The organism is Peribacillus sp. BM1 (assembly GCF_056679975.1).
Genome location: NZ_CM155259.1, coordinates 369,021 through 392,581, shown reverse-complemented (window position 1 = coordinate 392,581; position 23,561 = coordinate 369,021). Strand labels below are relative to the sequence as shown.

Below are 23,561 nucleotides of genomic sequence, written 5' to 3'. Positions count from 1 at the left end.
GGAGTTAAATATGAAGATTATGATGTTTGCTCATGGTGGCAGTTTAAATAGAGGATGTGAGGCTATCGTACGTTCCTCAACTACTATTATAAAAGAAAAGATAAATGGAGCTAAAATATATTTAGCATCAGGAAAACCAGAAACAGATAAGATCATAGATAAATTAGACGGGATTTATGATAGTTCTAAATGTACTATAAAAAGGTATTCGTATGATTGGTTACTATCCTCACTTAAAGTAAAATTTTTTAATGATGAGTCTTATGCCTTGGGAAAGATTGAAAGTAATGTAATCAAACATATAAAAGATATGGACATTTGCTTATCTATAGGAGGAGACAATTATTGCTACGGGGAACAGCCTGGATGGTACGAAATCGATAGAAGAGTGAAAGAAAAAGGAAAGAAGTTAGTCTTATGGGGATGTTCCATTGGTGAAGAGGATATGTCTGAACGGAAGTTGGAAGATTTAAAATTGTTTGATTTAATTTTGGCGAGGGAAACCCTAACGTATGACATGCTGAAAAGTAAAGGACTGACTAATGTTAAATTATGTGCAGATCCTGCATTTACGATGGAAAAGGAAGAATTGGAATTACCTAAAGAATGGAAAGATGGAAATACAGTAGGACTTAATTTTAGTCCACTTGTATGGAATCGCAACAAGAAGTCTCAAATTGCAATTAGGGACCTTATTAATCATATTTTGAATTCTACTGATATGACGATTTCTCTTACACCACATGTTATAGAAACTGGTAATAATGATTACGATATTCTTTATAACTACTATGAAGAATTTAAGCATACAGGTAGAGTTATTATATTACCAGATCATTTAAGTGCGATTCAATACAAGGGCTATATTGCAAGAATGAGATTTTTTATTGGAGCTAGAACGCATGCCACAATAGCTGCTTACTCAAACTGTATTCCCACTATGGTATTAGGATACAGTGTTAAGTCAAAAGGAATATCAAAAGATTTATTTGGAGAAGAAAAATTAGTGTTAGGTATAGAAGAAATTTCTGATAGTAAAAAGCTAAAATCTGCATTTGATGAAATGATAAGGGAAGAAAATGAAATCAAACAAAAACTTCAATATGCTATTCCACGTACTAAGAACATGTCATACAAAGCAGTTGAATACTTACATGAGTTAGTAAAATAATATGAGGTATATTATGAAGAAAAATCTCCTATTTGTTATGCCGAGTTTATCTGCTGGTGGTGGAGAAAAAAGTCTAATCAATTTATTATCTCAGATAGATTACAATTTATATAATGTCGATTTATTTTTATTTAATAAAACGGGAGTGTTTATGAATTCCTTACCTACTGAAGTAAATGTACTACCGCTCCCGAGAGAATATAAAATTTTTATAAATGAACTAAAAAGTTCAATTGTAGACTTCTTAAAAAGGGGAAGAATTGGCTTAGCGTACTCGAGGTTAATGTTCTCTATTAAGAATAGAATAATGAAGAATCCAGCCGTTTCAGAACAATACACATGGGAGTATCAAAGTAAATCATTGGATGTTCTAGAAAAAGAGTATGATGCGGCTATAGGATATCTTGAAAAATCGTCTATATATTTTGTGGTTGACAAGGTTAAGGCAAGAAAAAAATTTGGCTGGATACATACAAACTATTCAAACTCAAACATGGATTACTCTTTTGATAATCCATATTTCAAACAATTAAATCAAATTGTTACTGTATCTGAAGAATGTGCAAAATCTCTAAAAGAAAATTTTCCACATCTGAGAAATAAAATTACAATAATATATAATGTGGTATCGCCTATAACTATAGAGAACTTAGCTGCAAAGGAAATAATAGATCATTTCTTATATGATATAAGTTACACAAATATTATTACTGTTGCTAGATTAAGTCATGAAAAAGGGGTTGATCTTGCAATAAAGGCTTGTAGATTATTGGTGAATAAGGGGTATCGAGTAAGATGGTATGTGTTAGGTGATGGGAACGAGAAGGAAGCATTGAAAAGTTTAATAGAAAGCAACAATCTACATAATCACTTTAAACTATTGGGCGTTAAAGAGAATCCATATCCGTATATAAAGAATGCCGATATATATGTTCAGCCTTCAAGATATGAAGGGAAGTCCATAGCAATTGATGAAGCAAAAATACTTCACAAACCAATAGTAGTAACCAATTTTGATACTGCCAAAGATCAAATAAACGATAGAACAAATGGAATAATCGTTGATATGAATGAAGAGGATATAGCAAAGGGGGTCGAAACCCTTATAAATGATCTAAATTTGAAGAACGATTTAGTGCAAAATTTATATAAAGAAAAATTAGGAACAGAAGAAGAAGTAAAAAAGCTGTACGAGATTCTTTAGAGGGTGATACTTTATGAAGAAAAATATCTTGTTTATAATAAACAATTTACACTGTGGCGGAGCTGAAAAGGCGTTAATTTCTTTATTAGAAACGATAGATTATTCTCAATATAATGTAGATTTGTTCTTATTTAAACATGAAGGATTATTTTTTAGTAAGATTCCTAAACAAGTAAATTTATTAGAAGAGCCTTTTGAATACAAGTATTTTGATATGTCTATAAAAACAGCTATCACGGACTGTATAAAAAAAGGTAAGGTTAAGATTGCTTTATCGAGAGTATGTGCAGGATATGTATTTAACACAGAAAAAAATGGAGCCAGATGTGAACAAAGGGTTTGGAAATATATATCAAGATCTGTAAATAGCGTAAATAAGAAGTACGATGTAGCAATTGGATATCTCGAAAAGAATCCAATTTATTTTTGCATAGAAAAGGTAAATGCAGACAAAAAAATAGGATTTATTCATACTGATTATGATAAATTAGGGATGGATTCTGCTCTCGATAAGAAGTATTTTGCCAAATTGGATAACATAGTAACTGTATCGGGGGAATGTGCTGAGGTTTTAAAACAAAGATTCCCTATGTATAAGCACAAGATTGATGTTATGTATAATATTGTATCCCCTAATATGATAAATAATATGTCGTTAGAAAAAGCAGGTATACAGTACAAAGGAATAAAGCTTGTTTCTGTAGGAAGATTAAATTATCAAAAGGGATTTGAACTAGCTATAGAAGCATGTAAGATCTTAGTTAAAAGTGGATATGATCTGAAATGGTATATTATTGGAGAAGGGGAAGAACGAGCTAAATTAGAAAAAGTGATCGAAGAAAATAATCTCCAAGAAATATTTATGCTGTTAGGAATGAAAGAAAATCCATATCCATATATAAGAGAAGCAGATATTTATGTGCAACCGTCTAGAGTTGAAGGGAAGTCTATCGCTATAGATGAAGCAAAGATCCTTCATAAGCCTATAGTAGTTACAAACTTTAGTACAGCTAAAGACCAAATACAACATGAAGAAAATGGCTTAATTATAGAGATGAATCCTCAGTCCATATATGAGGGGATTAAACGATTAATTGATAATAAAGAATTAAGAAATAAATTGATAGACCATTTATCAAAAGAAAATCTAGGTACTGAGTCGGAAATACAGAAATTATATGAGTTCATTAGAGCAGTGTAGAGGAGGTAAGCAAATGTTTATACAGATTATAATTTCTGCGTTGCTCATTGTAATAGCCATCATTGTACTTATTGATATTTGTCCTATGTTTAAAGACTGGGTAAGTAGAATCCATATAGGAAGATACGGTGATAGAAATAGTTGGAATCAGTCTATTACTGATGTGGGGGTTAAATGGTTAAATAAAACACCTAAGATTAAGGTAACAGATAATACAAGGTTAGTTGTAATAGATATGTTAAAAGGAAATTATACGAAAAGTTCTATACAGCATTGGCAAGAAGCTGCTTTATTGCTAGGTTTATCAGAATATTTAAAATGTAGTGATGATCAGGCAGTTAAAAATGAAATCATGAAGTTCTTGAATTCCAAGTTTGATCGCAGTGGCCAATGGATTAACAAACCTGAACATGTTGATGGGGCTATACTAGCCTATGCTGTTATGAAGTTGGATTTTATAGATTCAGATCAATATAAAGCAGCATTAGATTATACATGGAAAATGATCAAAGAGCATATAGGGGAAGATGGGACGGTTGGATATAGGAAATCTATGAAAAGCTACAGATATGTAGATACGATAGGTTTCATATGTCCTTTTTTAGTGTCTTACGGAACTAAATACAACAAAGATGAATGTATAGACTTAGCAATAAAACAAATTAAGGATTATGAACAATACGGAATGTTAGAACAACATTATATACCTAGCCATGCATATAAGTTGGAAAATAAAGCACCTCTTGGATTATATGGCTGGGGAAGAGGCCTTGGATGGTATGCTATAGGTCTTATTGATGCTTGGAATGAATTACCTCAGAATCATCAATATAAACCTGTGCTAGAGGAACGTGTAAAAAAGTTCGCGAAAGCTGTTATAAGTCTTCAGCAGGATAAGGGAAATTGGAATTGGACTGTAACAAGAAGTGAGTGTGGACCTGATTCTTCAGCTACCGCTACATTAGGTTGGTTTATATTAAATGCAGCGAAAATAGAAGATCTTTCAAAGGAGTGCTTAGACAGTGCAAACAAAGCAATAAGCTATTTAATGAAAGTTACAAGAAGAAACGGAGCGGTTGATTTTTCGCAAGGGGATACGAAAGATATAGGTGTATATTCTATGTTGTTTAATATATTGCCTTTTACCCAAGGATTTTGTATTAGGATGCTAAATTCATATAACAATTCTAAGGTGGCGTAATTCTTTATGATAAAAAAAACAATAAACTTTCTCAGAGTTAGATTTAGGAAATTTGTTTTAGAAGAGATATGGTTAGAAGATTATATAAAAATGGGAATGAAAATAGGTGATAACTGCTCCATTCAACCTGGTGTAACGTTTGATTACTCTCATTGTTGGTTGATTAAGATAGGTAATCATGTCACAATAGCACCCCAAGCATATTTATTGGCTCATGATACTAGTACAAAGGACCTTATAAACTACACCAAGATTGGCAGTATTATCATAGAAGACCATGTATTTATAGGCGCAAGAGCTTTGATAATGCCAGGAGTCAGGATTGGGAAGAACTCAATTGTTGCAGCTGGGAGTATCGTAACCAAATCAATTCCTGCAGGAAGCGTAGTAGCTGGTAATCCTGTTAAAGTGATATCTAATGTAGAGGATTACGTGAAAAAGAACAAACAATTAAAAAATGTTGCTAAAATATATGATTGGCGTTATACATTAGGGGGAAATATTTCGTATCGTGATAAGAATAAAATGTATGAGGAATTAATAGGTGAAATAGGATTCGTTGAATAAGACTTCATAAAAGTTTAGTTACTGGGAATCCAGCTAGGATAATGAGGGGAATATCTGAATAATTTTAAATTTTTTTAAAAAATGATTGTTATGCTAGAGGGAGTGTCCTAAATTTGAATATCCTAACGTTGTTTCATCCATATGTAATTTCTACCCTTAGTATAAAGGGATTTATGTAGAGGGAATTCCATGAGAGTAAAAAATTCCATTATCAATATATCTGCAGGGTTAGCGAATCAAATTATTATAACAGTACTAAGCTTTATTTCAAGAACAGTGTTTATAAACAGTTTAGGTATCGAGTACTTAGGGATAAACGCATTACTTACTAATATATTAGCGATGTTAGCATTAGCTGAAGCAGGAATAGGATCTAGTATCATATACAGTCTTTATAAGCCAGTGGCAGAAAATGATCAGGTGAAAATTAATGTCCTAATGAAATTTTACCGAAATGCTTACACGGTAATAGCGTTAATCATCTTGCTGCTTGGATTATCAATCATGCCTTTTCTTGAGTATTTTATTAAAGATTCAAATGTAGAAAATATTTATTTAATTTACAGTATATTTTTGTTCAACACAGTTTCTACATATTTTTTTGTTCACAAAAATTCTTTTCTGAATGTTTGCCAAAAGGGGTATATTGTAACAGGCGTATATTCTGTATCATCTATTTTATCTACTTGTATTAAGATAGGAGTTTTATATTATACCCAAAATTATATTTTATTTTTAGTAATCGAGGGTGTAATCACTATTACGACAACTGTTATTTTATCCAATATAGTAAATAAAATGTACCCGTTTTTGAAAAATAAAGTGTCAGGTAAATTAGATAGTGAAACGAAAACCAGTATTATTAAAAATGTAAAAGCTATTGCATTACAAAATATTGGTAATTACTTAGTGTTTGGTACGGATAATATTATTATCTCTTCTTTTGTTAGTGTCGCCGCAGTTGGGCTGTATTCTAATTATAATATGTTAATTGAAATTAGCAGGACTTTTATTAATCAAATTTTTAATAATATTTATCATAGCGTAGGAAATTTAGTAGCAAACGAAAGTATAGATAAAGTTTATAGTGTATATAAGGTATATATGCTTCTGAACTTTTGGCTATATTCATTTTTTACGATAGCGTTATATATTCTAATAGAGTCTTTTATCGCTTTATGGTTAGGTTCAGACTTTTTAATGAGTCAAGGAGTATTAATTATATTGATGCTCATTTTTTATGAAAGAGGAATGAGAAATTCAATTTCTACTGTGAAAACTACGGCAGGGATCTTTCATGAAGATAGATATATTCCTTTATGTCAGGCTGCTATTAATCTTATTATTTCTATTATTTTAGTTCAATATATAGGTATCGCAGGCGTTTTCATTGGAACTCTTATAAGCGCACTGGCTTTTCCATTTTGGACCACTCCTTATTTAGTGTACAAAAAAGTGTTTCATAAGTCTGTTAGTCATTACTTTCTAAAATATACTTTTTATATGATTATTGGTATCGGAACATACCTTCTAACAAATTATATATGCCATTTTATTTTAGCAGATGATTTTATGAGTCTAATATTCAGAACTCTGATTTGTTTGATTGTTCCAAATGTAGTTTACGTATGTATTTTTTATAGAACAGATGAATTCAAGTATTTATTTGGAATTGCAAAAAATATTATAGGAATGCTGATGGGAAGATTTAAGGTAAATAAGAAAATTAGTGATGCAGGTTAGGCGACAAGTAGTATCTGTTGATTGAAAGTATAAGTATTCATTGTTAGGGAATGTATTTTTAATCTAATTGATAAATCCAATCTATTTCATTTTCTGTTACATAATATATACAAATGTAATAGAAAGGTGGAAATTGACGATGGCTATCAATGCTAATCTTGGAGATATGGATGACTTAGATTTAACAACTAATCTTCCTTCTAATAATGATGTGCTGGCTTACGATAGTGATTTATCGAAGTGGATTCCGAAAGCCCCTTTAATCTCAAATGGAGAAAGTGCTTCAAATTCATATGTCATTGAGTTGGATAGATGGAATATTAAAAATGATGGAACAGATGCTTTTATTACTACAAAGGGAATAAATGATGCAATGGTTTGGGCAAAGTCTCAAGGATTTAATCATTTAGTATTACAAAGTGGCATGTACAAATTAAAGCTAGACTCATCCACATATGCATGTATTGTTATGAAAAGTGGGATGCATTTTGAAATGGCTGATGGCTGTGTCCTAACGTTGGAAACTAATTCATCACCTTACTATAGTATATTTCAATTAAAGGGCACTAAAAACGCAAAAATTTCTGGAGGAAAGGTAGTTGGAGATAGAAATACTCACATATACGAATTAGGGGTAAAGTTCGTGAGAGGAGGAGTGAATACCGATGGTTCCTTAAATAATAACGCTAATTTTATTCGCAGTGAACTAGTAGATAGATATAAACATCCCGGATTGTTAAAACAGTTTAGATTATGGACTATCCCTGGTATTGCTGTCACAAAATATAGTTTTTATCAATATAAAGATACTGTTACTGCGAGTACGTTAGTGGGTTTTAGAGATAATGGAGGATTTGCTCCATCAGCTCCAACGGGAAGAGGATGGTTTCAAGTAGATCCAGCGCTAGCCAATAAAATGATATTTGTTATTGATATTTCATCCTCACCATTAACCGATGCGCAAATCTCACAAATTAATGCAAAAGTGGATAGTGCAAATTATACACATGAGTTTGGGCATGGGATTGATATGTTTGGTGCAAATTATATTGAAATAGAAGGTGTAGAAATTACCGGTTGCACTGGTGATGCCATTTCTACAGCATGGTTACAATATCATGAAGACCCAACTCTATATACTCAGGAAGAAATGGGACAAAACATCTACATCCATGGTTGTAATATTCATAGATGTAGAAGACAAGGAATTTCTCTTTGCGGTTCTAATGACATCTATATTTTAAATAATAAAATCCACCATATCGGCTATGATGATGATGGCGTTACAGTAGACGGGACTGCTCCATCATTTGGTATAGATATTGAGTCCATGGTGGCCGAAAGTAATATTCCTCATCAAAATTTTGCATTAGGTAAAACAGATGGACTTGAACTCAACACTAGAATCTATATTAAGAACAATTATGTTTATAAGAATTGGAAAGGTCATTTTGTAAACGCTGATGGTACAAATGTAATAGTAGAAGGTAATACATTTGAAGGTGGTAATGTCGGCGGAATAAGTTCCTATCCTAATCAATGGTATATAAAATATCTCAATAATACCTTTATTGGATGTGAACTATGGGTTGAAGGAGATAATTTTGTTAATGGAGCAGTATTTAATAAAGGTAATTTAAAACTATTGGATGTTAGAGGGGCAATTATTCAAAACGTCCAGATAAAAGATGGGCTATTTTATGGTTCCAGCGTTTATGGATATTTTGGTACCCCTACCGTAAATGTTGCAACTGGAACTTTTACCTTTGCTTCTGCTCATGGAGTGGGGAATGGTGCCAAGGTATGTTTTGAACAATGGGTTGGAAGAGTTCCGACTGGGATTAGTGTAGATAAGCTATATTATACGGTGAATGTTACCACAACGAGCTTTCAAGTATCTGAAACCTTGAATGGTCTGCCGGTATCTATAACTGATGCTGGAATAGCAGGGTTTAATATCAGCAGGTATGATTACGGCAGATGTTATATTTCTAACATTACGGTTGAAAGGGATTGGAGAAGTGATAATGCATTATCACCAAACTTTCAAGTGCTTCTAACAGGTGGGGTTGTTAGAAATATTACAGTTAAGAACTATGATCTTAGCATTCGGACACCTGCTAACTATGCTGGACGACCTATTATTGTGGAAGGGGTAACTGTAATAGAAGGTACAGCAGGGTTTGAGGCTTGTAATTTAAGTAATGGTAACTTTTTAAGAGCCAAAACCAGTAGACTTGGCGGAGAGATAAATCTAGGCTCCAACAATACCCAATATACGAGAAAAGTAAATGTAGATAACTGTATTTTTCAAAATGTTGGTTTAAACTTTGATGGAAATGTTGTAAACAACTGCAGTACATTTTTGAATTCAATTATCAGAAAGACGGATAATTCAATGGTTTCTGTTATTAATCATAGTTATTTAGAGAACACTCAAATTAGTTTGCACTGGCTAACTAAGGGAAAAGCCATGACAATAGCTAAATGTGTATTCAATAATGTATCTACTGATATAAATGTAAGTACTAGAATGATAGATAATGTTGACATTAGCTAATGGATATTGCTGATGTTATGAGGGTAGAGTTATATGTACACTGAAGAAAATAATATGTGAGATATAGAAAAGGAAAGCCAATATGTTTTAAACAAGCGTAGTGGTTTTTCTTATTTCAACTTAGTTTCTTCGTATTTTATGAGCGGATTGTACAGCGGCTGTTGTTTGTCTGAAATTACCTCTTGAATATGTGAGTCTGCTTTAGACAAGAAGAAAATAGGTGTGAAAGGGGTACAAGAGTCATGGAGATTTCAAAAAGCGATACGAAAATGCTAAAAGGAGTAGCGATTTTATTCATGTTGCTTCTTCATTTGTTTTGTCGGAAAGAGGTTGATGGATTGTATGAAATCTTTCCAACAATTAACGGAGTACCTTTGATTTACTACATAGGATTGTTCGGGGATGCATGTGTTCCAATATATTGTTTCTTAAGTGGATATGGATTGTTTATGGTTCATAATAGGGAACAGAAATCTAACGCAATGAAGAACTTTGTACGAATTTTTAAACTACTTGTTAACTTTTGGATAGTACTAATTATATTTATTGCTATTGGATTCCTTGCAGGTAAAACTGAAGCTTTTCCAGGTGGTTTAGGTGAGTTTTTTCTCAACTTTTTTGTATTATCAAACTCATATAATGGTGCATGGTGGTTCGTACAGACGTATATCATTCTCGTGCTTTCATTACCTTTTCTTGTCAAATTAGTAAGAAAGTATAATTCTATGATATTGCTGTTCCTTTCCGGTGTGATCTATTTGGTGAGTTATATTCAGCATATAAAACATGTTTTTGACTTTGGTGATGATACGGCTCTAAATATGTTTGTAAACGCTGTTGTATTAGTTGGTACGTCCTTACTGCCATTCATTGTTGGATCCATTTTTGCAAAAGAAAAGATTTATTCGAAACTACACAATAAGGTTTACAGTTTGTCCTATAAGAATACACTTTGTGTTATCGGTATAGTCATGCTGGTAATCATACATTCTCTTTACGAATCCATGATTATTGCTCCTTTTACGGCTATTGCATTTATATGTTTTTTTAATCTTATGGATAAGAGTAGGTTCATAAAAAAGGTATTCACCTTTTTGGGTGATCATTCGACAAACATATGGCTGACCCATATGTTTTTTTATATGTCAATTTTTCCGGAACTGACATTTACTCCTAAATATCCGATTTTAATCTTTGCCTGGTTGCTCATACTTTGTCTTATTTCATCATATGTTATCAATTCTATATATAAACCCATCATACGGTTGGTTGACAAAAGGGTTTCCAATATTCGTAAAGATTATCGTAGTGTGGTTGATCAAAAGACAATTTAGGTTCTATTGAGTGTTTTGAAAATCTATCACAATTCTTTCAGGGAGGAGGTATTCATGAAAAAGGTTTTCCTATTACTTTGTGCTACAACGATTGTAAGTTCTCCGTTTACGGTTTATGTACAAACAGATGAAGTAAACCAAGCGGTTGAGGCAAATCAAACAATGGAGATAGAGATTGATCAAACAGAAGGTGAAGCAACAGTAAATGTAAGTTAAATAGCTCACTCTAGAGGATGTGATCAGAAGGGGAACAGAGAACAGTAAAAACCTAACCGTTATACAGCTTAATTTAGAAGTAACGAAAAATGAGCTTTTAAAGACAGATTATGATAAAAGAAAAGCTGCCATAGAAGGTGAGTAATAAATGTTCGTTACATTTTTATTTTTTTATAAAAATGGTTATAAATGGTACTTAACCACGCATCTCAATGACCGGATTGAGGTGTTTTTTTATTGCCAAAAAAGTAATGATCTCGGTTTAAAGGAATGAACGATTAAAAACTAGGAGGGAATGACTATGAAAATTCTAGTCACAGGCGGAGCAGGATATATCGGAACACATACATGTGTAGAGTTATTAAATGCCGGATACGAAATCGTAGTGGTGGATAACTTTTCAAACAGCAAACCAGAAGCGTTAAATCGTGTTCGGGAGATTACGGGAAAAGATTTCACTTTTTACGAAGCCGACTTGCTTGATAAGGAGGCATTGAACACGATCTTTTCCGAAAACAAGATTGGAGCCGTGATCCATTTTGCAGGACTGAAGGCGGTTGGCGAGTCTGTTAATCTGCCACTCCGGTATTATGACAATAATATGACCGGAACGATTCGATTGTGTGAAGTTATGAAAGAACATGGGGTTAAAAAGCTTGTATTCAGTTCTTCGGCGACTGTATACGGAATGCCGAAACGAGTACCTATAAATGAAGAGTTTGCACTAGGAGCAACGAATCCATATGGACGCACAAAGCAGATGATAGAAGAAATCTTAAGCGATCTGCATGTGTCTGACCATGATTGGAGCGTTGCTCTTTTACGTTATTTTAATCCGATTGGGGCACATAAGAGCGGACGTATTGGTGAAGATCCGAATGGTATTCCAAACAATTTGCTGCCTTATATTTCGCAAGTTGCTGTTGGAAAGTTGGATGGGCTTAACGTATTTGGGGATGACTATTCAACTTTGGATGGTACTGGGGTCAGAGACTATATACATGTCGTTGACCTTGCCATCGGTCACTTGAAAGCGCTTGAAAAGATACTTGCATCTACAGGTGTAGGAGCATACAACCTTGGTACGGGAAATGGATATAGTGTATTGCAGATTGTCCATGCATTTAAAAAAGCATCAGGCAGGAATATTCCATATAAGATTACGGCTCGCCGTCCCGGTGATATAGGGATATGCTACGCAGATCCAACTAAGGCCAGTTTAGAACTAGGATGGACTGCTGAAAGAGAAATCGAAGAGATGTGTGAAGATTCATGGAGATGGCAATTCAATAATCCAAATGGGTACGTGGAAGAGGATCGTATACTAACTGGAATTGCTAGTAAAGCAAGATCTTGAATTTTTTTAAATTAAACTAAATTACTGTTACGATGAAAAAATAATAGGAATAGACGAAGTGATTTTTATCTTCTGATTAATTTTCTTAATCTTTAGACTATGGGAGGGGGCAGGTCTGATGAATATTTCCGAAAAACTGACTCAACAGCAATTTCAAGACATCTTAATAAATATTTACAAAAAAGGTCAAGAATCAGAGAGGCTAGAAGCTACTGAATTAATAAACGATATTAAACAACAAATGATATTTGTTATGAATAGATCAAAGCAAACGAGCATAGAGAAAAAGATATAGTAGTTAACCTTAAACAAAATGGTTACTTCGTTATTTAGGGGCAATTATGTTAGAGATATATCGGAGATCAAGGAAGAATTCTCTTAATCTCGATGAGGAGTATGGGTACAAATGAAACGACTTTTTGATTTGTTGATTTCTTTATCATTATTCATCATTTTGTTTTCAATAATCATTTCCGTAGCTATTTTGGTCCGGTTGAAATTAGGTTCTCCTATTATTTTCAAACAGCAAAGACCTGGATTGTACGGCAAACCTTTTTATGTATATAAGTTCCGTACGATGACAGATGCGAGGGATAGCAATGGTCAGTTATTGCCTGATCATATTCGCTTGATTTCATTTGGGAAATTTCTTAGAAAATATAGTTTGGATGAATTGCCGCAACTTGTGAATGTGATGAAAGGTCATATCAGTTTAGTAGGGCCAAGGCCTTTATTAATGGAGTACTTGCCGCTATATACAGAAGAACAAGCGAAACGGCATGATGTAAGACCTGGCATTACAGGATGGGCTCAAGTGAATGGAAGAAACGCGATTACATGGGAAGAAAAATTTAAGCTAGATGTATGGTATGTAGAGAATCAATCCATCTTGCTTGATATGAAAATACTGTTATTAACAGCCATCAAAGTTTTTAAATCGGAAGGAATCAACCAAGATGGACATGTAACGATGGATAAATTTAAAGGAACAAAATCATTTGTGAAAAGAGGCAACGGATGAACATTGCGATTATTGGTAAAGGCGGGCATAGCAAGGTCATTGAAGATATTATTTTTTCAAACATTGAATATGAAATTGTCGCCTATTTAGATGATCAATATGAAGATGTCAAAGTAATCAATGGCATATATTATGGACCAATCATCGCAGCCCAAAAGATGATTGGTTTTTTTGATGATTTACTGTTCGTTATTGCAATTGGAAATAACCAAGTTAGAAAATCAATCGCTGACCAGTTGAGCCTTGCAGATCATTGTTTTGCCACATTGATACACAGTCAAGCTGTGGTTAGCTCAAGTGCCATAATTGGGAGAGGTACGGTAGTAATGGCATCTGCTGTTATTAATGCTGATGCCAAAATAGGTAATCATGCGATTATCAACACGAATGCAGTTGTAGAACATGAAAATACAATTCATGATTTTGTACATATTTCTCCGAGTGTCACACTGACAGGTACTGTGACGGTAGAAGAAGGGACACACATAGGAGCAGGTGCTGTTGTGATTCCCAATGTTCAACTTGGAGAATGGTCTGTTATTGGAGCTGGGGCAACCGTTATTCATGATATTCCAGCGAATTGTACGGCAGTGGGTGTTCCAGCTAGAATTGTACAAAAAAATGCTATTGGGGGTGTATTAAATGAAGCATAAAAAAAGAATCTTTTTATCCTCACCTCATATGAGTGGAAATGAACAAAATTATATAAAGGATGCTTTTGATACAAATTGGATTGCACCACTTGGACCAAATGTCGATGCATTTGAAAAAGAGCTAGCATCATATGTTGGGATTAATGATGCGGCGGCGGTCAATTCAGGGACCGCCGCTATTCATTTGGCATTAAGGCTACTGGATGTAAGAGCAGGAGACAAAGTCTTTTGTTCGAGCCTTACCTTTGTTGCAAGTGCCAATCCAATTATTTATCAAGGAGCGGAACCGGTCTTTATTGATTCGGAGCCAGAAACTTGGAATATGTCTCCACAAGCATTGGAACGTGCATTATCTGATGCGTTAAGAGATGGAAAACTGCCAAAAGCAGTGATTGTCGTTAATTTATATGGTCAAAGTGCAAAAATGGATGAAATCCTATCTTTATGTAATGAATATCATGTCCCTATTATTGAAGATGCAGCGGAATCGCTTGGTTCAACTTACAAAAGCAAAGCGAGCGGGACATTCGGCATGTTTGGTGTTTATTCGTTTAATGGTAATAAAATTATTACTACTTCTGGCGGAGGAATGCTTGTTTCTAATGATGTTGAAGCTATAAAGAAGGCACGCTTTCTGGCAACACAAGCTCGCGATTTTGCACCTCACTACCAACATAGCGAAAGCGGGTATAACTATCGCATGAGTAATATTTTAGCTGGTGTTGGAAGGGCGCAACTTGAAGTATTGAATGAAAGGGTAGAAGCAAGAAGGGCTATATTCGAAAGATATCAACAAGAATTAGCCTATATTCCTGGGATTAGCTTTATGCCACAATTGGAAAATACCCGCTCGAATCGTTGGTTGACGACGTTAAGGATAGAAGAAGAGGAAGCTGGGATTTCGGTAGATTCATTGTTACAATCTCTGGCTGAAGAAAATATTGAAGCCCGTCATGTCTGGAAACCGCTTCATATGCAACCGCTTTTTGAGCGGGATTCTTACTATGCCCATAGTAAAAGCGAAAATATATCGGAGCAATTATTTAAAACGGGTATTTGTCTTCCATCAGGGTCAAATATGCCAGATGAAGATATATCGAGAGTCATAAGTAGCATGAAAAGTTTCTTAAGAGTTCAGGTTTAAATTAGTTACTTTGAAGATTAATAATTCTATCAATTGGATTGCTAATCTTCAAGTTACATATAGGTTCAAACTGAACGAAGATAAAAGTAGTGTGGTTTTAAAACATTTAGTGATAAATGGGGTATAAATAAATGATTGGTGACAACATTCTAAGAATTCGAAAGCAAAGAGGTCTTACATTATCTGAGCTCGCAGAGAAGGCCTTTATCTCTAAATCGTATTTAAGCAATATTGAGAGAAGTCTAAATAAAAATCCATCTATTCAAGTGCTGGAAAAAATTTCAGGTGTCTTGCAGGTTAGTCTCCAACAATTGCTTAATCGGGAGGAAGATCTTAATGAAACAGCATCTGCTGTAGAAAAGGAATGGTTTGATTTTATCTGTGATTTAAAAGATGCAGGAATTGATAAAAGGAATGTACAAGATTATAAAATTCTTGTTGAATTTATTAAATGGCAACAGAAGAATACATGAAATTATTAGATGAAGAAAAAAGTTACTTAGAAGTACTTTTGGCAAGTGGATAGTAGATACGGCAGCAAAAAACTATTTTTTATTGGGGGAGTTTTTTTGCTGCCACTTTATTGAGAGTCTTGCCTTAATTTGCACACTTGTAACAGGTCGGTAGGAAGTAGTCCGAACAATCGCACAGAACAATTCGTTTTCTATTGAAGAATCAGTGAGGGAGGTTAGGTGAAATAACGTATCCTATATCCAAGCCCTTTATGAATGTAGCCTTTTTGTAATTGACATAATTTCAATATGAAGCGTTAATTGATAAACGTATTATCAATATCATGAACCTTATAATCTGCATCAGCATGCTGTTTTCCTGGGGGATATTTGGGTAAACCTTTCAGTATATTTCTTGCAAAAACAGAGTCTCCTTGTGTCGATAAGCTTGGGCTTGCTAGTCCTGCTTTTTGGTTAAACATATTATTAAAGATTCTCCAGTTTTGTGTCCTGCCCCATACGGCTAAAGCTGAGCGATTAAACGTATTATTACATGCAGCTAAACTACCGCCTGCACTAAAAATCACGCCAATTGGAGAATAAAATGTGTTATGTTTTAAGACATCGCCAACCATGCGTTCCCATCCATCTTCCCAGTCGATATCGCATCCTGGCATTCTACCTCTGTTATTTGAAAACGTATTATTTTCTATAAGCCAACCTTGACCACTGCACATCGCAAGACCTGTACTAAAGTTATCTTCAAATGTACAGTTTTTTATAAATCCACTTCTAGGCATATGGAATGTTCTCATAAAAGCAACTGCACCGCCAAAATCTGTATCTCCTGATGTCGGTGGTGCTTCTTGGTAGATAACCATTTTTGCATATTTAGCATTAGCAGGTTTGTCATAATTATAAAACTGTAAATTATACATTTGTGCTTCTATGAAGTGATAGTTTTCATCATAAAAGTACATGGAGTATAATCTAGACCTTAAATACGGATAACCATGGTATCCCTGTGTATAACCAACTAGGTAATATTCACCTAATCCTGAGACGTCCATATATTGATTATATCTGTAATAATTGGTGGTAACACTATTGTCAATATTTCCGTTTTTATCGATATTTCCTAGTTCAAAATTAAATTTACTAATCGAACTACTTTTAGTCGGAGTACCCATATTCATATTTCTTCTGGTGCCAGTGATGAAATTGAATCCCGGTGATTTACTAAACGTACAGAATTCAACAACTGTATGAACACAAACCTCAATGAGAACAGTTAAACAGCCTTCAATGGAGGCTTGAACAGTTGTTGAATCCCTTTCACCGTATACATGGGCTTCACCCAATTTAGTATTGGTTACATTATTAAAATAGAACATCTTATAACCTGTGGCTGTCAATTTACTAGGCTCAATATTAAGAACAGAGTCACTAAAATCTATCGTCATTTCGGTTGGTGGATAGATGGTTCTGACGGATGGGCTAATTAAATACGTGCTATATGGAAAGACAATTTTCTTATATCTATTAGTTGAAGCATAATCTAAGGCTCTTTGGATACCATTTGTTGTGTTTGGTGAATCTGTATTATTGGATTTAATGGCATACTCATTTAAGGGGACGTAGTATATCTTCTCAGCCGTTATCGGATCTTCTAGTGGGTTTACAACCGTAATATCGAAACTTTTAGAGAATGTTCTTGTTGCATCATACGCTGTAAGGGTAGCTTTCCCAAAGGACAATATTATCATTGTAGATATCGTATGGTAGGGAGTTTGATAAAGCTGTAGCCATTACAACAAAATTTGCCCCCACTTTAATCGTATCGGTTTTTCTGTTGATCGACATACCGTCAATGACTCTAGTAGAAATGGGTGGAGTTACTACCTGTCCCCCAACCTTTACATTCACGTATTCTGTAAAAATTTGTTCTTTGTAAGTAGCTGTTATCGAAATATTTATTTCTCCATATGCAACCCCTGTTAACATTCCATTTTCATCTACAGTCACATAGCCTTCATTTCCACTTTGGAAGGTGATGTTTAATACAATATATATATCCTTTCAAATTATTTCAATAGTGGAAAGACAGTGAAAATGGAATTTGAAAATAAATAATCCCTTTAGAATTAAAGGCTTGGTTGATGTATTAATTGATGATGAATAGACGAATAGGTACAATAAAGTGAACCTATTTTGAACAAATAAGAGGAGGGATTTCAAGATGAAACTGGCATTCATTTCAGATATTCATGGGAATGCAACTGCTTTAGACGCGGTTTTAGATGACGTAAAGGATAGAAACGTTGATAAGGTTATTGTTCTTGGTGATATTTGTTACCGAGGGCCGGAACCGCAACGTTCTTTGGACCTTGTTCGAACATTACATACAGATGTGATCAAAGGAAATGCGGATGAATGGGTTGTTCGTGGTGTTAGGGAAGGAGAAGTTCCAGATCCTGCTTTAGAAATGATGAATAAAGAGCGAGAGTGGATTGTGTCCAACTTGGATGATGAAAGCATCGAGTATCTTAACAGCCTACCAACTGAGTTGAAGCTGCAATATGAGGGGATAAATATTCATGCCTTCCATGCTACACCAAATAATTTATTTGAAGTGGTACTACCGCATGAAAGTGAAGAAACTCTTGTCGAAAAAATGATGGGAGCGGAAGCGGATATTTATGTTTATGCACATATCCATAAACCATATATCCGCTATATTAATGGGAAATGTATCATTAACATCGGCAGTGTTGGCTTGCCGTTTGATGGTTTGGATAAAGCGTCTTATATGATTCTTGATATTAACGAGGGTGGTTTTCAGACTTCTATTGTTAGAGTTGGGTATGATATTGAGATTGTGATGAATCAATTCAAGGGGTCTGATTATCCGAACAGGGAAATGCTGGTTACTATTTTAAAAAATGCTAAGGTTTAATTTATAGATACGTGGTCTAAATCCACCTGCTTTAGCGGGTGGTCATTTAATATTGTGTTTCGGTTTCAGCTAGGGGAGGAAAAAGGATGAGTTTTCGTTTACTAGTTCCAAAATGGCTTATTGCAGCATTACCACTTGTGGCATTGATCGTAGCGTTTATTTTTGGACCAGCTAATGCATCAGCATCTATCAACTATGGCGATGAAGTTGCGGCTGTAGCAGAAAATTATGTGGGAAGTCCTTTTAAATATGGTGGGACAACTCCCGAAGGATTTGATGCAAGCGGGTTTACTCAATTTGTTTATAAAGATGCAGCGACTGAAATGAAGATTCCGAGAACAAGTGCTGAACAATATAAAACTGGGGAATCTATTAAGCAAGAACACTTAAAAACAGGTGATTTGGTATTCTATGCTACAGGAAAAAAAGGAAAAGTCTCTTTTGTTGGCATCTATAATGGTGATGGTGCATTTATCGGGAGCGCTACAAAAGGTGTAAAGATTGTTAAAATGAGCGATGAATACTGGAAGGGTCGATATATGGGGGCTAAACGGATTATTAAGTAAAGTTCGATATATGGATATATATTCATATATAGTGGGGCAACAAGTCTAGGTAGGTGTAACCAAGGTTCATCTAGTATTAAGGACAAAAAGAGCATCGAATCCGATGCTCTTTTTGCTAGTTGTAATGAATGGAGTAGTTGACTTTCAAGGTTTTCGAAGTGAATGATCATATATCATCAACCAGTTACCTTATATTAGGTGTTAAATTAGGGAGTGATAACGAGTATTATCCAATTTGAAAATTTGTTCAATCACTCAACAGTAATCTTTGTCAGTACTGCATGCCCATTTTTCACTTTTACCAAGGCTACTGCAGGTTTAGCAGTGGCGGCAGTTTCCATTTCTTTTGCCTTTTCTTCAGGGGCGTAATAATTGTCTAGACCGTATCTCACTTGAATAGTTGCAGCTTTTTTTAGTTCGTATGGAATTTCTAATTTTCCGTTTAGATACATGCCATTGCTAGGTTTTTCTTTTGTTACAAGGTCGACCTTGTATAGGCCATCACTATCTTGTTTTAGCTGTACATGCACTTTTTTGTAATCACCAATATTCTTCCTTTTGAAATCGGATATAATCGAGTCATCTAGCTGTGACAGTTTAACGGATTCTATCTCGTAATGTAAATCGACATAGTTACCTCTGAATAAATCTGTCGGATCGACTGGAGTGGTTTGTAGTTTGATTTCTTCTCCGGTCAAAGTCGTCCAGATGGGAGGAGTCGCCAAAACTAATAAAATCAAGACCGGAATGGAAAATATGATGAGTGGTTGAAAAAGTTGCTTATTCTTCAATACGATCTCCTCCTTTTTTTCGTTGTTTTTCAAAAAAGAAGCCAAAACTGATCAGAATCATACCGCCGATGATGAAGGTAAGTGATTTCGGTAGGAAGTCAAAGGAGTCAAGATAATATCTAAAAATCAACGCACATATTATGACAATGCTAGTCAAACTTCCTTTATGGATGAGGTAAAGAAGAAAAATAAAATAAGCTAAAGGGAACCATAAAGAAAATTCAAAGGTAAGAAATATAGCTGTAATCCCGTGCAAAAGATGCCCCTGTATATGTGTGGTTCTTTGTAATTTAGATGGAACTGGAATATATACCAGTACTATGCCCAGTATAAATAGGGTGGCAAGGATGACTGTATCCGGTTTGTGAAAAATGAACTTCGGTATAAATTCTATTAGAAATAAGGCGATGGTATTGATGGCTAAGGCATTAATCAAAAAGGTCAGGAGCTTAGGATAATCGAATTTTTTTAATAGGACGTATAAAGCTGGTAAAAACACAAGAATGGCAAGCGGATAGGACGTTTCATCAAGGAATATACTTCCGTTCAGATAAATGAAAAGCAGGACGGAAGTGAAAAGAAGTATGGCGATATCTTTTAAATAGTGGCCAATGAATATCGCTCCGATGGCCCATAATAAAAAGGAGCTGTTAAAATTAATACTGATGTTAAACATCTGTTCAATTAGAAAAACACCTGCTCCAAATATCAAAATACCGACATAATGCAAACTTCTTGCTGTTTTCGGAAAGCGTGTCTGCCATTTTACCCCTGCGTAATTCACTCCAATTAGACACACGATAATAATTAGTAATTTAACCCCTTTATTTAAATACATCCAGTTGCTCGCTATGAAGGTTAACACCCCTAGACCTAAAAGAAGTGCCCCGATGGCTAATAAAATCGTAATGAAACTTAATCCAGCCCTTACATCGTAGGAATTTAAAATTTTTTCATGATCTTGCTTGGAGATAATACCTCCAGTTTCAAGGTACTTTAGTTCGTGTTCAAGAAAAACAAACTGTTTTTTCGTTATTTCCTTTTTGCTCAAAGTGACTCCTCCTTCCATCTTCTTCTATTATATATCTTGAAAAGAGGTTAATGAATGTAATTGGTCAAGAATAAATTTTTTGTGATTTATATTAACGGTGAAAAAACAAATGCTCAATCTCTTGATTACCATGAGATTGAGCATTTGTTCTTTTTTATTATGGAGACTAGCGGGATCGAACCGCTGACCTTTTGGCTGCCAGCCAAACGCTCTCCCAGCTGAGCTAAGCCCCCGTTAAGGTACATTTATAATTTTATCTATTTTTCTGAAAAAGTCAATGGGTTTTTACTAGAAAACTTTCTTTGTGTTTATCTTTCTGGAACTAAGTTGAATTGTATCATCCGTGTAAAGGGCTTTGAGGAAGAAATCTGAAAAATTTAGTGAAAAATCATCCCGATTTCATAGGCTTTTATATTTCCATTGCTAGATGCTTCGCTTTAAGAGGATGTTCAAAAAGTCCGGTGAAAAAGCTTGCAAATTGAATCAAAGCTCTGTCTCTCTGGTCCTCAAGACTATCGGTCGCAGAACTTCTTGGCTCTTTTTATCATCCTTTTTGAACACGCACTTTAAGACTTTCCCTTTCAGAAAGCGATATGAAGAAAATTGATGGATTAAATAAAGGACGCCATAGAGGTCCAAATCCAGATGAAGTATATCCAACCATTTGATTTATAACAATATTAGTGGATGAGTATATCCTAAAAGGCGTCTGACACATTGGGTTAGGACAGGCTGTTCCAGTAATGAACAGTATAGTAATTCCTAACATGGTTATCATATCACTATCCGTGAATCTGACAGGTAGGGGAAATACATGAATCTTGTTTTTATTTGGCAGTCGGTTGTATTGATGATATCTGGCCTTCTTCTACTAAGGTTAGCTGGTCGAAAATCCATTGCGCATATGACGTTATCTCAAACGGTGGTAATCGTTTCGATGGGAACAATTATTGCGCACCCGATTGTTGGGTATAGCGTAGGTAAAGCAATCATCTCAGCTGGAGTGTTTGTTGTGTTGCTCGTTGTTTTAGAATACTTACAAGTTAAATGTAATGGTTTTGAGAAGTTTTTAACGGGGAAGTCAAAGATAGTTATCAATAATGGAATGGTGCAGATGGATACCTTAAGGAAACTACGTCTTACGGTGGACCAGTTAGAAATGCAGATGCGCAATCAAGGTCTTAATAATATTCATGATGTTAAAATAGGAACGATTGAACCGAATGGACATTTAGGATACGAGTTGAATGATGATGCCAAACCGCTTACAGTTGGACAATTTAAACAAATGATGGCCAGTTTTTCTCCTCAGAATCTCTCGGTTCCCGCTATAGAAAATGAAAAGAAAACACAGGATGATTCAAGTGTTTTTCAAGAAATAAAGAGACCACACAAATAAATATTTCCGTTCTTAAAGTGAATGAAAAGGTGGATGGAAGAAAAAAGCGAGTGACTTACTAACAACTGCTATGTGATTTCGATAGTCAATAATAAAAAAAGCTGATTGCTCTTGCAGTCAGCTTTTTCCCTATATTATCTAAAGAACACCTTATCAATATTATATTTTGCTTTAAGTTCATTGATAATGAAGGTTTCGTAGATTTCTCTTTCCGTCGGATCTTCCACATAGCAAATCTCAATTCTGGATACTTCGTTTCTATGCAGTTTGATCGGTGAAACGGAATCTTCGAAGTGCTTCTTGATTCTTTGGCGTAGCTTTCTAGCTTTCCCAACGAAAAGTAATTGTCCCTCGTTGTTAAAGAACGTGAAGATTCCACCTTTATCTCTTGGAATCAGGTGAAAGTCAATAAAACCGTAAATATCAGGAATGATTGGCTCGTCCCCTTCTACGATTTGTTTACGCTGTTTAATGGTTAGATCTGCTGTAGGGATTGTAATATTAATCATGAACAGTCACTTCCTCTATTTAATAAAGATAAATGGTATCATAAGTAAAGAAGAAAAGCTATTTGAGAAAAAAATCAATATCAAGTATGTTGTGGTAAGTTTATTTTGCTACAATAATGAACTAGAGCGTTGAAGGGAGATAATTATGACACAATATCCAGTGATTTATTATTATGAAGCAAGAGTGATGAAAGAAGATTATACAATTCATGTGGTTTTTCCGGATCTGAAAGCAACGGGATTATCGGCTTCTACAGCTGGAAATGATCTAGAGGATGCAAGAGAGGCAGCCCAGGATTTATTGGCCATTGCAATAGAAATGGCGGTAGATGAAGGAAAAACCTTGCCAGAAGCAACTCCAATTGAGAGAGTTGATATTGCACAATTTTACGTAGAAGAAGAAGTAGGAAAACCATTTCGGATAGAAGTAGAATATATTTCAGTATAAGGAAAAGCGGATGTTCT

The 23,561-nt window shown here is 34.6% G+C and carries 24 protein-coding genes and 1 tRNA gene; 19 read left to right on the top strand and 6 right to left on the bottom strand.

Annotated elements, in window-relative coordinates; genetic code table 11:
* Positions 1–10: 10 nt before the first annotated feature.
* The 15 genes from AC1MGI_RS02005 (at position 11) to AC1MGI_RS01935 (ending at position 15,845) form a co-directional block, all read left to right on the top strand.
* Complete coding sequence (locus AC1MGI_RS02005) at positions 11–1,171, top strand: polysaccharide pyruvyl transferase family protein (RefSeq protein WP_480348110.1); 1,161 nt, start codon at positions 11–13, stop codon at positions 1,169–1,171.
* Positions 1,172–1,184: 13 nt separating this feature from the next.
* On the top strand, positions 1,185–2,375 hold the full coding sequence (locus tag AC1MGI_RS02000; protein WP_480348108.1) for a glycosyltransferase: 1,191 nt from the start codon (positions 1,185–1,187) through the stop codon (positions 2,373–2,375).
* A 13-nt stretch (positions 2,376–2,388) separates the two neighbouring features.
* The gene (locus tag AC1MGI_RS01995; RefSeq protein ID WP_480348106.1) at positions 2,389–3,576 is read left to right on the top strand and encodes a glycosyltransferase; all 1,188 of its coding nucleotides are present in this window, start codon (positions 2,389–2,391) and stop codon (positions 3,574–3,576) included.
* A 13-nt stretch (positions 3,577–3,589) separates the two neighbouring features.
* Positions 3,590–4,777 (top strand): glycoside hydrolase family 88 protein, encoded by a 1,188-nt coding sequence (locus AC1MGI_RS01990; protein ID WP_480348104.1) that lies wholly within the window; start codon positions 3,590–3,592, stop codon positions 4,775–4,777.
* A 6-nt stretch (positions 4,778–4,783) separates the two neighbouring features.
* On the top strand, positions 4,784–5,344 hold the full coding sequence (locus AC1MGI_RS01985) for an acyltransferase (protein WP_480348103.1): 561 nt from the start codon (positions 4,784–4,786) through the stop codon (positions 5,342–5,344).
* A gap of 189 nt (positions 5,345–5,533) precedes the next feature.
* Positions 5,534–7,087: a lipopolysaccharide biosynthesis protein gene (locus tag AC1MGI_RS01980; RefSeq protein WP_480348101.1), complete on the top strand. Its 1,554-nt coding sequence runs from the start codon at positions 5,534–5,536 to the stop codon at positions 7,085–7,087.
* A 139-nt stretch (positions 7,088–7,226) separates the two neighbouring features.
* Entirely contained in the window at positions 7,227–9,647 is a 2,421-nt protein-coding gene (locus tag AC1MGI_RS01975; protein ID WP_480348099.1) for a right-handed parallel beta-helix repeat-containing protein, read from the top strand.
* 242 nt (positions 9,648–9,889) lie between these two features.
* Positions 9,890–10,981, top strand: coding sequence for an acyltransferase family protein (locus AC1MGI_RS01970; RefSeq protein WP_480348097.1), 1,092 nt, complete (start codon positions 9,890–9,892; stop codon positions 10,979–10,981).
* Positions 10,982–11,035: 54 nt separating this feature from the next.
* Entirely contained in the window at positions 11,036–11,197 is a 162-nt protein-coding gene (locus tag AC1MGI_RS01965) for a hypothetical protein (protein WP_480348096.1), read from the top strand.
* A 301-nt stretch (positions 11,198–11,498) separates the two neighbouring features.
* Positions 11,499–12,554, top strand: a complete 1,056-nt coding sequence (galE, locus tag AC1MGI_RS01960) for a UDP-glucose 4-epimerase GalE (RefSeq protein WP_480348094.1) — start codon at positions 11,499–11,501, stop codon at positions 12,552–12,554.
* 118 nt (positions 12,555–12,672) lie between these two features.
* Positions 12,673–12,849 carry a YwzD family small protein gene (locus tag AC1MGI_RS01955; RefSeq protein WP_480348093.1) on the top strand — a complete coding sequence of 59 codons (177 nt, stop codon included), beginning with the start codon at positions 12,673–12,675 and terminating at the stop codon, positions 12,847–12,849.
* Between the two features lie 111 nt (positions 12,850–12,960).
* Positions 12,961–13,575 (top strand): sugar transferase, encoded by a 615-nt coding sequence (locus AC1MGI_RS01950; protein ID WP_480348091.1) that lies wholly within the window; start codon positions 12,961–12,963, stop codon positions 13,573–13,575.
* Entirely contained in the window at positions 13,572–14,228 is a 657-nt protein-coding gene (locus AC1MGI_RS01945; protein WP_480348090.1) for an acetyltransferase, read from the top strand. Before AC1MGI_RS01950 ends, AC1MGI_RS01945 begins: the two co-directional genes overlap by 4 nt.
* On the top strand, positions 14,218–15,372 hold the full coding sequence (locus AC1MGI_RS01940) for a DegT/DnrJ/EryC1/StrS family aminotransferase (RefSeq protein ID WP_480348089.1): 1,155 nt from the start codon (positions 14,218–14,220) through the stop codon (positions 15,370–15,372). The genes AC1MGI_RS01945 and AC1MGI_RS01940 overlap by 11 nt, the downstream gene beginning before the upstream one ends.
* A gap of 131 nt (positions 15,373–15,503) precedes the next feature.
* Complete coding sequence (locus AC1MGI_RS01935) at positions 15,504–15,845, top strand: helix-turn-helix domain-containing protein (RefSeq protein ID WP_480348088.1); 342 nt, start codon at positions 15,504–15,506, stop codon at positions 15,843–15,845.
* A gap of 296 nt (positions 15,846–16,141) precedes the next feature.
* Here the strand turns inward: AC1MGI_RS01935 and AC1MGI_RS01930 are convergent, their stop codons facing one another.
* Both AC1MGI_RS01930 and AC1MGI_RS01925 read right to left on the bottom strand, forming a co-directional pair.
* Positions 16,142–17,590 carry a hypothetical protein gene (locus AC1MGI_RS01930; RefSeq protein ID WP_480348087.1) on the bottom strand — a complete coding sequence of 483 codons (1,449 nt, stop codon included), beginning with the start codon at positions 17,588–17,590 and terminating at the stop codon, positions 16,142–16,144.
* Complete coding sequence (locus tag AC1MGI_RS01925) at positions 17,547–17,849, bottom strand: hypothetical protein (RefSeq protein ID WP_480348085.1); 303 nt, start codon at positions 17,847–17,849, stop codon at positions 17,547–17,549. The genes AC1MGI_RS01930 and AC1MGI_RS01925 overlap by 44 nt, the downstream gene beginning before the upstream one ends.
* Positions 17,850–18,063: 214 nt before the next feature.
* Between AC1MGI_RS01925 and AC1MGI_RS01920 the strand changes: the two genes are divergently transcribed.
* Entirely contained in the window at positions 18,064–18,780 is a 717-nt protein-coding gene (locus tag AC1MGI_RS01920) for a metallophosphoesterase family protein (protein ID WP_480348084.1), read from the top strand.
* Between the two features lie 86 nt (positions 18,781–18,866).
* Positions 18,867–19,346, top strand: a complete 480-nt coding sequence (locus AC1MGI_RS01915; protein ID WP_480348082.1) for a C40 family peptidase — start codon at positions 18,867–18,869, stop codon at positions 19,344–19,346.
* A 251-nt stretch (positions 19,347–19,597) separates the two neighbouring features.
* Here the strand turns inward: AC1MGI_RS01915 and AC1MGI_RS01910 are convergent, their stop codons facing one another.
* The 3 genes from AC1MGI_RS01910 to AC1MGI_RS01900 all read right to left on the bottom strand — a co-directional run bounded on the left by AC1MGI_RS01910 (position 19,598) and on the right by AC1MGI_RS01900 (position 21,421).
* On the bottom strand, positions 19,598–20,137 hold the full coding sequence (locus tag AC1MGI_RS01910; RefSeq protein ID WP_480348080.1) for a GDYXXLXY domain-containing protein: 540 nt from the start codon (positions 20,135–20,137) through the stop codon (positions 19,598–19,600).
* A complete protein-coding gene (locus AC1MGI_RS01905; RefSeq protein ID WP_480348078.1) occupies positions 20,127–21,188 on the bottom strand; it encodes a DUF2157 domain-containing protein in 1,062 nt (353 codons plus the stop codon). Before AC1MGI_RS01905 ends, AC1MGI_RS01910 begins: the two co-directional genes overlap by 11 nt.
* Before the next feature lie 160 nt (positions 21,189–21,348).
* Positions 21,349–21,421: transfer RNA gene (locus AC1MGI_RS01900), tRNA-Ala, on the bottom strand.
* A gap of 581 nt (positions 21,422–22,002) precedes the next feature.
* Here AC1MGI_RS01900 and AC1MGI_RS01895 point away from each other — a divergent pair.
* Positions 22,003–22,587 carry a DUF421 domain-containing protein gene (locus tag AC1MGI_RS01895; RefSeq protein ID WP_480348076.1) on the top strand — a complete coding sequence of 195 codons (585 nt, stop codon included), beginning with the start codon at positions 22,003–22,005 and terminating at the stop codon, positions 22,585–22,587.
* Positions 22,588–22,721: 134 nt separating this feature from the next.
* Here the strand turns inward: AC1MGI_RS01895 and AC1MGI_RS01890 are convergent, their stop codons facing one another.
* Complete coding sequence (locus AC1MGI_RS01890) at positions 22,722–23,096, bottom strand: nucleotide excision repair endonuclease (protein WP_480348074.1); 375 nt, start codon at positions 23,094–23,096, stop codon at positions 22,722–22,724.
* Positions 23,097–23,241: 145 nt separating this feature from the next.
* On the opposite strand from AC1MGI_RS01890, the gene AC1MGI_RS01885 reads away from it, so the two are divergent.
* Positions 23,242–23,544 carry a type II toxin-antitoxin system HicB family antitoxin gene (locus tag AC1MGI_RS01885; RefSeq protein WP_480348073.1) on the top strand — a complete coding sequence of 101 codons (303 nt, stop codon included), beginning with the start codon at positions 23,242–23,244 and terminating at the stop codon, positions 23,542–23,544.
* Positions 23,545–23,561 lie beyond the last annotated feature (17 nt).